11 protein-coding genes are annotated in these 15074 nt (G+C 65.6%); 5 read left to right on the top strand and 6 right to left on the bottom strand.

Translation table 11 applies throughout. The features are described from left to right. Positions 1-366: 366 nt before the first annotated feature. Entirely contained in the window at positions 367-1458 is a 1092-nt protein-coding gene (gene apbC / locus ABC977_RS03795) for an iron-sulfur cluster carrier protein ApbC (RefSeq protein WP_369665908.1), read from the top strand. A gap of 277 nt (positions 1459-1735) precedes the next feature. Here apbC and ABC977_RS03790 read toward each other — a convergent pair whose 3' ends face one another. Beyond that, a complete protein-coding gene (locus ABC977_RS03790) occupies positions 1736-2056 on the bottom strand; it encodes a c-type cytochrome (RefSeq protein WP_369665907.1) in 321 nt (106 codons plus the stop codon). A gap of 389 nt (positions 2057-2445) precedes the next feature. On the opposite strand from ABC977_RS03790, the gene ABC977_RS03785 reads away from it, so the two are divergent. Continuing rightward, positions 2446-2802 (top strand): hypothetical protein, encoded by a 357-nt coding sequence (locus ABC977_RS03785; protein WP_369665906.1) that lies wholly within the window; start codon positions 2446-2448, stop codon positions 2800-2802. A 70-nt stretch (positions 2803-2872) separates the two neighbouring features. On the opposite strand, the gene ABC977_RS03780 is transcribed toward ABC977_RS03785, so the two are convergent. Then, on the bottom strand, positions 2873-3811 hold the full coding sequence (locus ABC977_RS03780; protein WP_369665905.1) for a patatin-like phospholipase family protein: 939 nt from the start codon (positions 3809-3811) through the stop codon (positions 2873-2875). A 476-nt stretch (positions 3812-4287) separates the two neighbouring features. On the opposite strand from ABC977_RS03780, the gene gltB reads away from it, so the two are divergent. The 3 genes from gltB to ABC977_RS03765 all read left to right on the top strand — a co-directional run bounded on the left by gltB (position 4288) and on the right by ABC977_RS03765 (position 11025). After that, complete coding sequence (gltB, locus tag ABC977_RS03775; RefSeq protein ID WP_369665904.1) at positions 4288-8943, top strand: glutamate synthase large subunit; 4656 nt, start codon at positions 4288-4290, stop codon at positions 8941-8943. Then, positions 8936-10402 (top strand): glutamate synthase subunit beta, encoded by a 1467-nt coding sequence (locus tag ABC977_RS03770; RefSeq protein WP_369665903.1) that lies wholly within the window; start codon positions 8936-8938, stop codon positions 10400-10402. The genes gltB and ABC977_RS03770 overlap by 8 nt, the downstream gene beginning before the upstream one ends. A 128-nt stretch (positions 10403-10530) precedes the next feature. Beyond that, on the top strand, positions 10531-11025 hold the full coding sequence (locus ABC977_RS03765; RefSeq protein WP_369665902.1) for a hypothetical protein: 495 nt from the start codon (positions 10531-10533) through the stop codon (positions 11023-11025). 27 nt (positions 11026-11052) lie between these two features. Here ABC977_RS03765 and ABC977_RS03760 read toward each other — a convergent pair whose 3' ends face one another. The 4 genes from ABC977_RS03760 to ABC977_RS03745 form a co-directional block, all read right to left on the bottom strand. Beyond that, a complete protein-coding gene (locus tag ABC977_RS03760) occupies positions 11053-11817 on the bottom strand; it encodes a DnaJ domain-containing protein (protein WP_369665901.1) in 765 nt (254 codons plus the stop codon). Positions 11818-11822: 5 nt separating this feature from the next. Further along, positions 11823-12536: a VWA domain-containing protein gene (locus tag ABC977_RS03755; protein WP_369665900.1), complete on the bottom strand. Its 714-nt coding sequence runs from the start codon at positions 12534-12536 to the stop codon at positions 11823-11825. Positions 12537-12759: 223 nt separating this feature from the next. After that, positions 12760-14298, bottom strand: a complete 1539-nt coding sequence (locus ABC977_RS03750) for a hypothetical protein (protein ID WP_369665899.1) — start codon at positions 14296-14298, stop codon at positions 12760-12762. A 6-nt stretch (positions 14299-14304) separates the two neighbouring features. Next, positions 14305-15027 (bottom strand): alpha/beta hydrolase family protein, encoded by a 723-nt coding sequence (locus ABC977_RS03745; protein ID WP_369665898.1) that lies wholly within the window; start codon positions 15025-15027, stop codon positions 14305-14307. Positions 15028-15074: the final 47 nt, after the last annotated feature.

The following is a 15074-nucleotide window of genomic DNA, read 5'->3' as shown; positions in this document are numbered from 1 at the left end:
GCCAGCCTGGCCGGGGGTCCGCTCGGCAGCCGATGACAGGGGTCGCGGGCGCCCTGTTGGCGAGCCGCCTACTCGGGCCCACGGCGGCGGAGTATGCTAACACTCCGCACGGGACCTCCACACTCCACCCCTTGTCCTCGAGTCCTGAAGCGGCCGTCAAGTATCGCACGGGGCGCCGTCGCGCGACCAACCCGATCCCTTGAATTGACGGTATCCCGCAACAATTTGGGGCGCAAGCACGCGGCGGATGCCCAGGGGTTTCGCACGCTCAGGCGCAGCTTTCCGAGTAGCCTGACGACCCCGAACAGCGGCGCACCGTCTCCCCGAAGCTGGTGCCGACGCCTACCATGACAATCGGAGCAGAGCATGACTGAAGTCACGAAAGAGCAAATCCAGACGGCGATCAAGGAATACCAGGAGCCGCACCTCGAGCGCGATCTGGTCAGCACCAACTGCATCAAGGATATCCAGATCGAGGGCGCTCAGGTCAAGGTCAGCGTCGTGCTCGGCTTCCCCGCCAAAGGCATCGCCGATCAGCTCGCTGCGGCGCTCGAAGCGTGCATCCTGAAGGTCGCCGGCGTCGCCCAGGCCAAGGTGGACGTGACCTCGAAGATCCAGGCACATTCGGTGCAAAAGGCATTGAAGCCAATCGACAACGTCAAGAACATCATCGCGGTCGCGTCCGGCAAAGGCGGCGTCGGCAAATCGACGACGGCCGTGAACCTGGCCTTGGCACTGGTCGCCGAGGGCGCGCGCGTCGGGCTTCTCGACGCCGACATCTACGGTCCGTCGCAGCCACGGATGCTCGGGATCTCGGGGCAACCCGAATCCAAGGACGGCAAGAGCCTCGAGCCCATGGTCAGCCACGAGATCCAGACCATGTCGATCGGTTTTCTGATCGACGAAGAGACCCCGATGATCTGGCGCGGCCCGATGGTCACCCAGGCACTCGAGCAATTGCTGAACGACACCAACTGGTCCGATCTCGATTATCTGGTCATCGATCTACCGCCCGGCACCGGCGATACCCAACTGACGCTGGCGCAGAAGGTGCCGGTGTCGGGCGCCGTCATCGTCACGACGCCGCAGGATATCGCGCTGCTCGACGCCCGAAAGGGCCTCAAGATGTTCCAGAAGGTCGAGGTGCCGGTGCTCGGCATCGTCGAGAACATGAGCATCCACATCTGCTCGAAGTGCGGGCACGAGGAGCATATCTTCGGCGAGGGTGGCGGGGAACGCATGGCCAAGCAATATGGCGTGCCCCTGCTAGGCTCGCTGCCGCTGAACAGCCACATCCGCGAGGAAACCGACAGCGGCCGACCGACCGTGGTCGCCCAGCCGGCGTCGCGCGTCACCGAGATCTACCGGGAGATCGCGCGGCGTACCGCGGCCAAGCTGTCACTGCAAGCCAAGGACTACGCGGCCCGGTTCCCGCGGATCGTGATTCAGAACACCTGAGCACCACAGCCTTCGTCGACGGTTCGATCGAACCGCATCGAGAAAGCGGCGACGCGGCCGCTTGGCCGCGTCGCGTCGCCCCCTCCCGCGCTGGGTCTCGCCGGGGCGGCCCGACGTCGAGGGAGCGGAGGCGACCCAGGTAACCATCGCGGCAAGAAACGGAGCGGCGCCCGCCCCTCCGATCGAGGACCACCGACCGATCTTGAACCCACCGGTCGGCCGGGGCCGCCGCCACGACCGACGTCGCGTCACCGACCCACCCCGGCTGCGCCAATCGTTATTCGAGACTCAGCACCCATTTGACGAGGGTTTCGATCTTCTCGTCACCGACCCAGGCATTAGTTGGCATCGGTATCTGCCCCCAGTTGCCGACGCCGCCATCCCGCACCTTCACGATCAATTTCTCCACCGCGCCTTCCTCTCCCCGGTAGCGTGCCGCGACGTCGCGATAAGAGGGCCCGATGCTCGCTTCGTCCATCTTGTGACAGACCATGCATTGGCTCTGTGTCGCCAGTTCCTCGTCGGCCAACACCAGAGGAGCCGTTGCCACCGCAACGACGATGACCCCGGCACAGCTTGCCTTCACTAAGAATTTCATACCATTGCCTATTGATTGGGTTATTGGTTTTATCGACTGCGCCTCCGTGCGAACAGCCCTCCCGATCGATGCAGGGTCTCGAGATCCGCGACGCACGATTGCACCGCCGCGGCCAGCCACGGGCATGAATGGTCTGCGACCCAGCTGTTGACCTGCACCAGGTGCGCATGATAAGTATTCGCATTACAACTTGCAACGCCACACCTTCCCCCCTTCACGGCTGATGGTCCACCCAGAGCGAGGCAAGGCGCATCGGCCCGGACGGGTATCGCGTCACCCCTTTCTGGGCCCCAGCGATCCTGCGCGGGAAGAGTAGCCGCAAGCCCATGGAGTCCTGGACAGTCACCCGACGACCAGGCTGGAAGCGGCAAACTCAACTGGGGGGATTCATGACGATACAGATCCGCTGGCCGGTCGTGGCCGCCGTGGGGCTGGGGCTCGTAGCGCCCTTCTTTTCGGCCTTCATCGACGCACGAGCCGTCAACTACGACCGGCCATTCGATACCTCGGCCCCGATCGCCGAATTACCCGCCGCATTGCGCAAGCTGCACCGCGCCGGTTACCGCATCACCGAACGCGAACCTGTCTGCGGGGGCATCGCCGACTACTATGTACTCCACAGAAAAGGGATCTTTGGCACTCGCGAGATCACGATTCTGGCCATCTTCGACATTGATCGATCGTTCGTCTCGGCGGCGTACGAGAGCCGGGTATCGAGTCGATTGACCTTCGATCACCCGACCTGACGGATCATTCGATCAAAGAGCCAAGGCCGGCCTTCGGCGCCGAAAAAGGATTTCGGGCGAAGGTCGGTCGTCAACGAACCGCTCGGGCGCTCAGTAGCGCCTGGAGACGGTCACGGGCCGGTCCGATACTGGGCTCGGCCTGGCGATAGATATCCTCGGCGCGATAGAACTCGAGTACCCGGACATCGCGCAAGTCGGGTTGAATCAGGATATCCGGCGACCGGTCGGCGAGCTTGGCGGACAGAATCGATCGTTGCATGTTGTTGAAGCTCGCGAAGATCGTCTGCGCCATCGACGGTGCCTCCGCCTCGTTCGGGACACGCTCTCCAAGCACATCGACCGCGATCACGATGTCATACCGATCGAGCAAGAGATCGTAAGGCACTGGGTTGGCGATCCCACCATCGACCAGGTAATTACCCTGATCGCGGATCGGCGGAAACAGTCCGGGCATCGCGATGCTGGCCGCGATCGCCCGGCGCAGATCACCGCGATCGAACACGACCGGCCGACCGGTCCACAGATCGGCCGCGACGATTTGCAGGGGTATGTCGAGATCCTCGAAGGTCGCGGCTTCCATCGTCTCGACCAGATAGTCGAGAAAAGACTCCGGTCCAACCAAACCACCCTGGCCGATATCCAGATCGAGAAAATCGAACCAACGCAGCAGATCCTTGCGCCCCAGGATGTCGCGCCAATCATCCGCCTCGTTGATCAGCAGCCGATCGAACAATTCGCGAATCGCCCGACCGGAGCGGCCGGCGGCGTAGAGGGCACCGATGACCGAGCCGATACTCGACCCGGCCAGCCCAGCCGGCCGCACACCGAGTTCGTCGAGCATCTCGAGCACCAGGATATGGGCCAATCCGCGGGCACCGCCGCTCCCCAGGGCCAACCCGATCCGTGGCGAACCCTGCTCCGTGACGGCCCGGGACGTCGCACCGGGCGCGTAAACGAACAACACGGGGACGGCCCCGGCCAAACCGAGAAAACGGCGTCGAGAGATCATCGTGCGTGGTCACCCTGGGTTGCTGAGCAGGAACCGAAGAATTGCACCATGATAAGGCGTCCAACCGCGCAGCGCCCCGCTTTAGGGCTCACTGGTCAGCGTCGTGCGCTACCGGAGCAGTCGCCGAGTATCGGCCTCTTCCCGATGATCCTTGCCGTGACGATTGCGCAGCAGGCCGCCGTGTAGCTCGATGGTGGGAGCCCGACCGACCCGGCCGCCGCTCGGTGATCCCATGGCACGCACCATGCTAAAGTTGTAGACTTGCGGGTTCGGCGTGGCCGATGCCGACTTGGTTTGGATTCGACACGAAAATAGACAAGATGGGTCCACCAGGCCAGGTTATCGCCAACGCTGATCCCAGCTAGATCGGGGGTGGCCAGCCTGGTTCGACCGGCTGCGGCAATCGCCCGACGGCGTGACGACCATCACCCCGAGCAGGGATGCGGCATCCAACAGTTTCTCCAACGAGGTCAGCGATGAGCCTTCGTGCCTTACCTCCCGCGCAGGGGCTCTACGACCCTGCCCTGGAACGCGACGCCTGCGGTGTCGGGTTCGTCTGTCATATCAAGAACGAGAAAAGCCACCAAATCGTCGAACAGGGGCTCGAGATCCTCGAACGCCTGACCCACCGCGGGGCCGTCGGCGCCGACCCGAAGGCCGGCGACGGTGCCGGCATCCTGGTCCAGATTCCGGATGCCTTCTTCCGCGCCAAGCTCGACTTCGAGCTGCCGCCGTGCGGCCACTACGGCGTCGGCATGATCTTCCTGCCGCGCGACGACACCGCTCGACGTCAGGTCGAGGCGACAATCGACCAGCACCTGCGCGACGGCGGCCAGACGGTTCTGGGCTGGCGCGACGTGCCGGTCGACAACGGCGACCTCGGTGAGAGCGTGCTGCCGACGGAGCCCGTGGTTCGCCAGGTGTTCGTTGCACGCGGCGACGGCACACCGGATCAGGACGCGTTCGAACGCAAGTTGTTCGTGATCCGCAAGCGGATGGACAACGCGATCCGCGATGCCGGTTTCGCGAAGCTCGGCTACTACGCCTGCTCGCTGTCGTCGCGCACCGTCAATTACAAGGGGATGCTGTTGGCCAACCAGGTCGGCCGCTATTACCTGGACCTCGGCGACCAGCGCTTTACGAGCGCGTTGGCCCTGGTCCACCAACGCTTTTCGACCAATACCTTCCCGACCTGGGACCTGGCCCAGCCGTTTCGGATGATCTGCCACAACGGCGAAATCAACACGCTGCGCGGCAATGTCAATTGGATGGCGGCGCGCCGTCATACGATGCGCTCGGACATCCTCGGCGACGATCTGGACACCATCTGGCCGCTGATCCCCGAGGGCCAGTCCGACTCGGCCTGTTTCGACAACGCGCTCGAGTTGCTGGTCATGGGCGGCTACTCGCTAGCCCACGCGATGATGGTGCTGATCCCCGAGGCCTGGACCGGCAACCGGCTGATGGATGAGAAACGCCGCGCCTTCTACGAATACCACACGGCCTTGATGGAGCCCTGGGACGGGCCAGCGGCGGTCGCCTTCACCGACGGCCGTCAGATCGGCGCGACCCTGGATCGCAACGGGCTGCGCCCGGCGCGCTACCTGATCACGAAGGACGACCTGGTGATCATGGCCTCCGAGATGGGTGTCCTCGACATCGCCGAGGAACGCATCATCAAGAAGTGGCGCCTGCAACCGGGCAAGATGCTGCTGATCGACCTGGAACAGGGACGCATCATCGACGACAACGAGATCAAGACCGCGTTGGCCGAGGCCAAGCCCTACGGCGACTGGCTGAAGAAGACCCAGATCCGGCTCGACGAGCTGCCGACCAGCGTCGGCCCGATGTCGCCGGACGAGGCGACGCTGCTCGACGCGCAGCAGGCCTTCGGCTACACGCAGGAAGACCTGAAGCTCTTGCTGACGCCGATGATCCTGAGCGGCCAAGAGGCCATCGGTTCGATGGGCGCGGACAATCCGCCGTCGGTCTTGTCCAGTCGCCCCAAGCACCTGTCGACCTACTTCAAGCAGAACTTCGCGCAGGTCACGAACCCGCCGATCGACCCGATCCGCGAGGAGCTCGTGATGTCGCTGGTCTGCATGATCGGACCGCGACCGAACCTGCTCGGCATCGACGAGGCCGGCCAGCACTGGCGGCTCGAGACCCCGCAACCGGTCTTGACCAACCAGGACCTGGAACGCATCCGTCATATCGAATACAGCTCCGGTGGCGCCTTCCGTACCCGGACGCTCGACATCGTCTACCCGGCCACCGAGGGCGCCGCCGGCATGGGGCCAGCGCTCGAGCGGCTCTGCCAGCAGGCCGAGCGGGCCGTGCTCGACGGCTATAACATCCTGATCCTGTCCGACCGCAACACCAACCTGGATCACATCCCGATCCCGTCGCTGCTGGCGACCTCGGCGGTCCATCACCATCTGATCCGGCGCGGTCTGCGCACCAGCTCCGGGCTGGTCGTCGAAACGGGCTCGGCACTCGAGGTCCATCACTTTGCGACACTCGAAGGCTATGGCGCCGAGGCCATCAACCCCTATCTGGCCTTCGACACCATCCAGTCGATGCTGCCGCGGCTGCCCGAACCGCTGAGCTTCGAGGAAGCCCAGCGACGCTATATCAAGGGGGTCGGCAAGGGCCTGCTCAAGGTCATGTCGAAGATGGGCATCTCGATGCTCGAGTCCTATTGCGGCGCGCAGATCTTCGACGCGGTCGGTCTCGATGAGGCCTTCGTGCAACGCTATTTCACCGGCACCCACAGCCGGATCGGCGGGGTCGGCCTGGCCGAGGTCGCGGAAGAGGCCGTGCGCTGGCATGCCGCCGCCTATGGCGGTGCACACATCTACCGCCGCCAACTGGACGTCGGCGGCGACTACGCCTACCGCTTACGTGGCGAAGACCATGTATGGACGCCCGACACGATCGCCAAGCTGCAACACGCGACCCGCGCGAACGATGCCGCGACCTATGCCGAGTATGCCCGGCTGATCAACGAACAGGACCACCGACTCCTGACGCTGCGCGGCCTGATGGATTTCCGGTTCGCCGAGCGCGCGATCCCGCTCGACGAGGTCGAACCGGCCAAGGAGATCGTCAAGCGGTTCGCGACCGGCGCCATGTCGTTCGGCTCGATCAGCTACGAGGCCCATGCGACGCTCGCGCGGGCAATGAACGCGATCGGCGGCAAATCGAACACCGGCGAGGGCGGCGAAGAGGCCGAGCGCTTCCAGCCGCTGCCGGACGGCTCGCCGAATCCCGAACGTTCGGCGATCAAGCAGGTGGCCTCGGGGCGCTTCGGCGTGACGGTCGAATACCTGGTCAACGCCGACGACATCCAGATCAAGATCGCCCAGGGGGCCAAACCGGGCGAGGGAGGCCAACTGCCCGGCCACAAGGTCAATGCCCAGATCGCCCGGGTGCGCCACTCGACGCCCGGCGTCGGCCTGATCTCGCCGCCGCCGCACCACGACATCTACTCGATCGAGGACCTGGCGCAGCTGATCCACGATCTGAAGAATGCCAACCCGCGCGCGCGCATCTCGGTCAAGCTGGTCTCCGAGGTCGGCGTCGGCACGGTCGCGGCCGGTGTGGCCAAGGCCCATGCCGACCATGTCACGATCGCCGGCTACGACGGCGGCACCGGGGCCAGCCCGCTGACCTCGATCAAGCACGCCGGTAGCCCGTGGGAGATTGGGCTGGCCGAGACGCACCAGACGCTGGTCCTGAACCGGCTGCGCGGACGCATCGCGGTGCAGGTCGACGGCGGTCTGCGCACCGGGCGCGACGTCGTGATCGCGGCGCTGCTCGGGGCCGACGAGTTCGGCTTCGCGACGGCCCCGCTGATCGTCGAGGGCTGCATCATGATGCGCAAGTGCCACCTCAACACCTGTCCGGTCGGCGTCGCGACCCAAGACCCGGAGCTGCGCCGGCGCTTCACTGGGCAGCCCGAGCATGTGATCAACTACTTCTTCTTCGTCGCCGAGGAGGTCCGTCAGTTGATGGCGCGACTCGGGTACCGGACGATCAACGAGATGATCGGCCAATCCGACCGGCTGAAGATGCGCGCCGCGATCGACCACTGGAAGGCGCGCGGACTCGACTACTCGCGGATCCTGATGAGGCCGGCGGTCGGTCCCGAGGTCGCCCTCTATCAGTGCGAGCCGCAGGATCACGGCCTCGAGCGGGCGCTCGATCACGAGTTGATCCGCCAGGCCCAGCCGGCGCTCGAGCGCCGCGAACCGGTGCGGATCGCAATCGCCGTCAAGAACTATCACCGCACCGTCGGCACCATGCTGTCCGGGCGCGTCGCCGAACGCTACGGTCACGCCGGACTGCCCGACGACACGATCCACATCAAGGCCCGCGGAACCGGCGGCCAGTCCTGGGGCGCTTGGCTCGCGCATGGCGTCACGATCGAGCTCGAAGGCGAAGCCAACGACTATGTCGGCAAGGGTCTGTCCGGCGGGCGCCTGATCATCTACCCGCCGGCCCAGTCGGGGATCGCCAAGGCCGCGGAGAACATCATCGTCGGCAACACCGTGCTCTACGGCGCGATCGGTGGCGAATGCTTCTTCCGCGGCGTCGCCGGCGAGCGCTTCTGCGTGCGCAACTCCGGCGCCACGGCCGTCGTCGAGGGCGTCGGCGACCACGGTTGCGAGTACATGACCGGCGGCATCATGGTCTGTCTCGGGCCGACCGGGCGCAACTTCGCCGCCGGCATGTCCGGCGGCATCGCCTATGTCCTCGACGAGGACGGGACCTTCGAGGACCGCTGCAATCTGGCGATGGTCGAGCTCGAACCGATCGCCGACGAGGATGCCGCACTCGAGGCCCTCGATCACCAGGGCGGGGATCTCGAGATGCACGGGCTGGTCGATCTGAGTCGCGACATGACCCGGCACGATGCCGTCCGGCTCCGACATTTGATCGAACGCCACCTACACTACACCAACTCGGATGTGGCGCGACGCCTCCTCGAGGATTGGGCGCGCTGCCTGCCAAAGTTCGTCAAGGTGATGCCGGTCGACTACCGGCAGGCCCTGTTGGCGATGCAGGCACAGCAACGTCGTCCGCCGCAACCGAGCAAGCCGTTGAAGGGGATCACGGAACATGGGTAAGCCAACCGGGTTCTTGGAATTCGAGCGCCGCGACCGGTCCTATGCACCGGTCGCCGACCGCATCGTGCACTATGACGAGTTCGTCCGGCCGATGGCCGAGGCCGAGGTCGCCCAGCAGGCGGCGCGCTGCATGGACTGCGGCATCCCCTTCTGCCATCCGGGCTGTCCGGTCAACAATCTGATCCCGGACTGGAACGATCTCGTGTATCGGCGCGACTGGCAGCAGGCAATCGAAGTCCTGCATTCGACGAACAACTTCCCCGAGTTCACCGGCCGCATCTGCCCGGCTCCTTGCGAGGCCGCCTGCACGCTGAACATCGACGATGTCCCGGTCACGATCAAGACGATCGAGTGCGCGATCGTCGATCGCGCCTGGGCCGAGGGCTGGATCCAGCCGCAGGTTCCGCAGCGGCGTACCGGCAAACGGGTCGCCGTGGTCGGCTCAGGGCCCGCCGGGCTCGCCTGCGCGCAGCAGTTGGCGCGCGCTGGCCACCATGTCGCGATCTTCGAGAAGGCCGACCGCATCGGTGGTCTGCTGCGCTACGGGATCCCGGACTTCAAGCTCGCGAAGCATCTGATCGACCGACGCATGGCGCAGATGCGGACCGAAGGGGTCGAGTTCCACACCCATTGCCACATCGGCGTCGACCTGCCGGTAGCCGAGCTGCGCGCCGATTACGACGCCGTCGTGCTTGCCGGCGGCGCCGAGCAGCCGCGCGACCTGCCGGTCCCGGGGCGCGATCTCGCCGGCATCCACTTCGCGATGGACTTCCTGACCCGCAACAGCAAGCGCGTTCAGGGCGTCTATGTCCCGGACGAGGACTTCATCAGCGCCGAGGGTTGCGATGTGCTGGTCATCGGCGGCGGCGACACGGGCTCCGACTGCATCGGCACCTCGAACCGCCATGGCGCGAGATCGGTCACCCAGATCGAGATCCTCGACAAGCCGCCCGCGAAAGAGAACAAGGCCCTGACCTGGCCCAACTGGCCGAACCGGATGCGCACCTCGAGCTCGCAGGAGGAGGGTTGCGAACGGCGTTGGAACATCGCGACCAAGGCCTTCCTCGACGACGGGCACGGCCGCGTCAAGGCCGCCCGCTATGTCGAGGTGCGCTGGGACCGCGATGCCGACGGCCGCTGGCAGATGACCGAGGTGCCGGGCAGCGAGGGCGAGATCAAGACCGACCTGGTGTTGCTCGCGATGGGGTTCGTCCATCCAGTCCATCAAGGCCTGATCGCGGATCTTCAGGACGCCGCCGGCCTGACGCTCGATGCGCGCGGCAATGTCCAGGCGACGACCGACGGGCCCGGCTGTTATCAAACGTCGGCCGAAGGCGTGTTCGCTGCCGGCGACATGCGTCGTGGCCAGTCACTGGTCGTCTGGGCGATCCGGGAAGGCCGGCAATGCGCCCGTGCGGTCGACGAGTGGCTGATGGGCCGCTCGGACCTGCCGCGCTGAGGACAGGTTCCCCGCGGCGATCCTGACCAGGCGCGGACTCGAAAGCCGCATGAGCGTTTCGTCCACCGAGGTTCGGTTCGACCTCGGTGATCCGATCGGTGATGACAGATCCTTCTCGCGGAGGTCCGATGCGCGAAAGACGACGACAGATAGCCACAATAATTACCGCGCTGTTCGGCGGGATCCTGGCGCTCGGCGGTTGTTCCAGCCCGCGCGAGGACGTTCGAGTCACCCTGTGCAAAGATCTGGTCCTGACCCTCACCGCTGCCGAGCAGCCGGTGACCTGGACCCAGGTCCGCGCCGACCCGCGCGGGGTCCAGGGCTTGACCGTCGACCTGGCCTTCCAGACGGGCGGCGCCGGTACGCGCGCGACCTCGGCTCGCTGTCAGTATCGGTACAACGTCGTCGATGACACAGCCTTGACGCTCGCCGACCCGATGTCGGCCTACTCGACGTCGCCCTATCGGATGACGCTCGGTGATCGCGAGATCCAGAACCCCGAGCTCGCGCAGGCGATCGCGGCCGCGATGCGCAAACAGGGCCGCGAATTCATCGACCGGGCGCGGGAGGGTCTCGATCGCGCCGCGCACGAGGTCCGCGAGCGCCTCGAGGGCCAGCCGTGATCTCACGGCGGCCGCGCCTGACCCGTCTCAATCACCGAGCAGCAGGCGTTTCGCCTCGTTGATCTTGGCCGCCAGGTAATCGGTCCCGCCCCGGTCCGGATGGTAGCGTTGCATCAACCGGCGATGGGCCGCGCGGATCTGGTCGGGACTGGCGCCCGGCTCGAGCCCGAGGATATCGAAGGCCTCCTGTTTGCTGAGGCGCCCGCCATCGGCCGTGCGGCCGCTACGACCCCGGGCCTGCTCCTCCCAGTCGTCGCCGTACTCACGGTCCAGATAGGTCTCGAGCAGCGCCGCCGACTGGGCATCGGCCGCCCGACACTCGTCGAGCAGCTCGAGGAGCTGATCAAGGCCCAGATCCGCCAGGCGCTGCCCACGGTAGCGACCCTTCAACACCTCCCCATCCATCTGGCCCGTCTCGTGCTCGAGCTGCATCGCCAGGAAGCGCGTGCGAATCGACGAGGTCCGAGCGTCTCCACTCGTGCCACCGGGCGCGCTCGAATACCCACCGGTGGGCACCGACACCCCGAGGGCACGCAGCAGCTGCTGGATCGCCGGCAGCAGACTCAACAGATAGCCGAGGCGTAGCAGGATCGGGATAGACGCCGCCAGCAACGCAAACAGGGGATTCAGGCGACCGGTCAGGGCGGCGAGGATGACGACGCCGATCACCCCCCACAACAGGGTTTTGCGCAGCACCCGTGCGACCCGCTCCGGCGGGGTCCGCGTGAACCAGTACAGAAACCAGCCGATACCGATCAGGATCGCCAGCAGGATCAGCGCTTTCCCTATCACGACCGTCAGCCCTTGCCGATGTCGTGGGTCAGTTGGCGCACGGCGCCACCGCGACGCCGCCCAAAATCCTCGAGCGCCTTGCGTCCACCGGCGGCGAACACCGCCACGGCGCTGAGCAAGTCGCGCAGCAGATCGGGGCTGTGGGCGTCGAACGGACACCATGCGCCGCCGCTCAAACGCGCGACCTCGCGAAAGCACTGCTCGGCCGCCGGGTCCCGCCCCTCCTGGAACAGGAAGACCGGTATGCCGAGCAAGCCGAGTTGGCCCGCCAGGCCCGCCAACTCGTCGCGCGACTCCTCCATACAGTCGCCGACGAACACCAATGCATTGACGCGGCGGCGTTCGGTCTCGGCCATCGCATGACGCAAGACCCTGGCGATCTGCGTGATCCCGCCAGCACAGGTGACACGGGTCATACGGTCGAGCAGTTCAGCGGCATCGCCACACCAGGGCGAGGACTCGAACTCACGAAACCCCCGGTAGAAGACCAACTGAACGTCCAAGCCGCCGAGATCGTGCGTCTCGTTGAACATCGCTGCCTGGATCTGGCAGGCCTGATCCCAGGTCGGTTCGCGACTGGCGGTCGCATCCATCGCGAACATCAGCCGACCTCGGCCGCGACTCGATCCACGCGTCGGTGTCGCCGCGACCTGGCGCAGGAAGGCATCGACCTCCTGATCGGTCGTTGCCGTTTGGATGTCTCTTTTCGCAGAATTCATAACTCGATCGTGATGAATTATCCTTGAAGCCCTTATAGGTCTGAACCGCGGGTTAAAAAGGTCCGGTCGTCCCGCCGGGCGCGCACCGAGCAAAGGGCGAAAGGCCAAACCGAACCCGCTGCGCCCCTCTTTCGACCCTCGGAGTCCGACCGAGTGCCGAATCGGGCACGGCCGCGACAGCCAGACCCGGCGAGGCAGCCGGCGCCTCCGGCCGCGCCCCCGATCAATGGACCCCGGCGACCGGCTGCATCTCGATATCGCACACGCCACCCACCTGGGCGGTGGCCGCCCGCGGTGCGCCCTGGCAATCCTCGCCGCGATCCCGGATCTGGCAGGTCAGGGTCAGCGGTCGACCGGCGGTCAGCCAGGGGGGCGTGCGCCGATACCGGCCCACCTCGCGGAAACCGCAACCGCTCGGGGTACCGTAAGGCGCGCAGCCGCTCGAACCGCGCAATTGAACCTTGCGCTCGTCGACGATAAAGCCCGGGTAGTTATCCTGAAGACTCACCCGGTCGCGATCGCCGACCTGCTCGAACAGGAACTCCTGAAACGGGTAGCCGCCGGCGGTCTTGTGGCCGACCTGGATCCGGGTGTTCGCGATCAGCGCGAAATCCGACCCCTTGCGCGCGACGGCGCCGGACATGTATTCGACGCGGTCATGGTGCGGAAAACACTTGCCCATCGCCGGCGGATGGTAGTAGTGGCGCAGGCTCGCCAGATCGTTCAGCGGAACGCCCGGGAAGACCTCGCGCAGATCCTGATCCGACCCGTAGAGGATGCGCTCCGCGTCACCCACGCTCTGGCCATAGATGGCCTGTAACCTCCGGTAGTAGCCGGCGCGGGCGTCACTACCGGCACTCAAGTCCTCGCGCAAGAAGCAGGCCGTCAAACCGGAGACCTGGGTCAGGAACTCGTCCCAGATGTTGTACTGGCTGACCGACGAGGAGGCGCCCTGGAAATCGCCAGGAAAACGGCAGCCTTGACGCGACAAGCACTGGCCGCGCGCACGGTTGCGGATCGACAGCACGATGACATTGCGTTCGCAGGCACCATAGGCACTGCAGCCGCGGTCGAGATGACCCTCGAAGATCGCGGTGCGCATCGCGTAGTCGAGGTGCTTGGCACGAGCCAAGGTCTCCTGCGCCCAACGGCTGCGGTGCTCGGCGATGAACGCGTCCCAGGCCCGCTCGAGGGCTTGACGACGCCCCATCAGCTCGTGATTGGCGCGATCGCAGTGCGGTGAATGATGGAAGGTGCGCACGATCTGGTCCAACTCGGTGCCCGCGGTGGCCCGCGGTGTGCCGGCCGAGCGGCCGGCGACCGGAGCGAAGAACGGGGCCTTGTTCAACGCATACAGCTTGCGGACATCGATCACATAGCGCGCATCGGGGCCACAGTGGTGATTGGCGACCAGCCGACCCCGCTGCGCCGCGACCGCCTCGCGGAATCGCTCGGTCGCGGCCGCGGTCGCGTGGCGCGCATCGATGACGACCTCGAAGCCGACGAACGGCGTGCCACTGGCGTCGGTCAGCGGGCGGCCATCGCGGATCACGAGACAAGGGATCACCGAACTGCCCTGCGCCAGGGCTCCGGCCGGGTTGACCGCCCCATCGCGCGCGAAGGACTCGATCCGGTAATAGGGGATCTCGCGCGGCCCGTTGAATTCGTACAGCGTCATCACAGGCGTCGCTGGGATCCTGGCCCAGACGGCCGATGACGCAAGCGACAAGAACAACAACAGCATCAATCCAATCTTTTTCATCGAAGACTACTCTCGACGGGAAGCGACATAGCGACTGGCCCAGGCCGCGATGACCTCGGCGACATATTCGGCATCGGCCGGCTTGGTGATCAAATGATCGGCTTCGTCCAGGGACACGAAACTCTTCGGGTGCCTCGCGGCCTCGAAGATAAGCCGGGCGTGTTCGATCGACACGATCGCATCGGCCGGTGAATGAAAAACGAGCAGCGGACGGCGCAGCCGTACCAGATCGGAGCGCAGGTTCTTCTCGGCGATGTCCGCGACGAACTGACTCGTGATCGTGAAATGGCGGCCGGCCAGATGCACGATCGCCTCGCCCTCCTCGGCGATGGTCGCCAGACTGTCCTGGAACAGATGCTGGATATGGCCGGGGTCGCTCGGTGCCGCGATCGTCACGACGCCACGACACTCGGGGATCGATTTGGCGGCGGCGATCACGGCGGCCCCGCCGAGGCTGTGACCGATCAGAAGCTCCGGGGGATGGCCGGCACGGCGCAGATGGTCGGCCGCGGCGACCAAATCGGCGACATTCGACGAGAAGTTCGTGTTCTCGAAATCCCCTTCGCTGTTGCCAAGACCCGTGAAATCGAACCGCAGCACCGCGATATCGCGCGCCGCGAGCACCCGCGCGATCCGGGTCGCGGCCCCGATCGTCTTAGAACAGGTGAAGCAATGCGCGAACAGCGCAAAGGCCCGAGGCCGGGCCGGGCGTTCGAGCAAACCGGCCAACCGCTCTCCCTGAGGATTGGAAAAATCGAACCTTTGCTGAACCGCTG

The organism is Thioalkalicoccus limnaeus, assembly GCF_041197575.1.
Taxonomy (GTDB): Bacteria; Pseudomonadota; Gammaproteobacteria; order Chromatiales; family Chromatiaceae; genus Thioalkalicoccus; species Thioalkalicoccus limnaeus.
The sequence above is the reverse complement of the archived record's forward strand: the minus strand, read 5'-3'. Positions and strand labels throughout refer to the sequence as shown.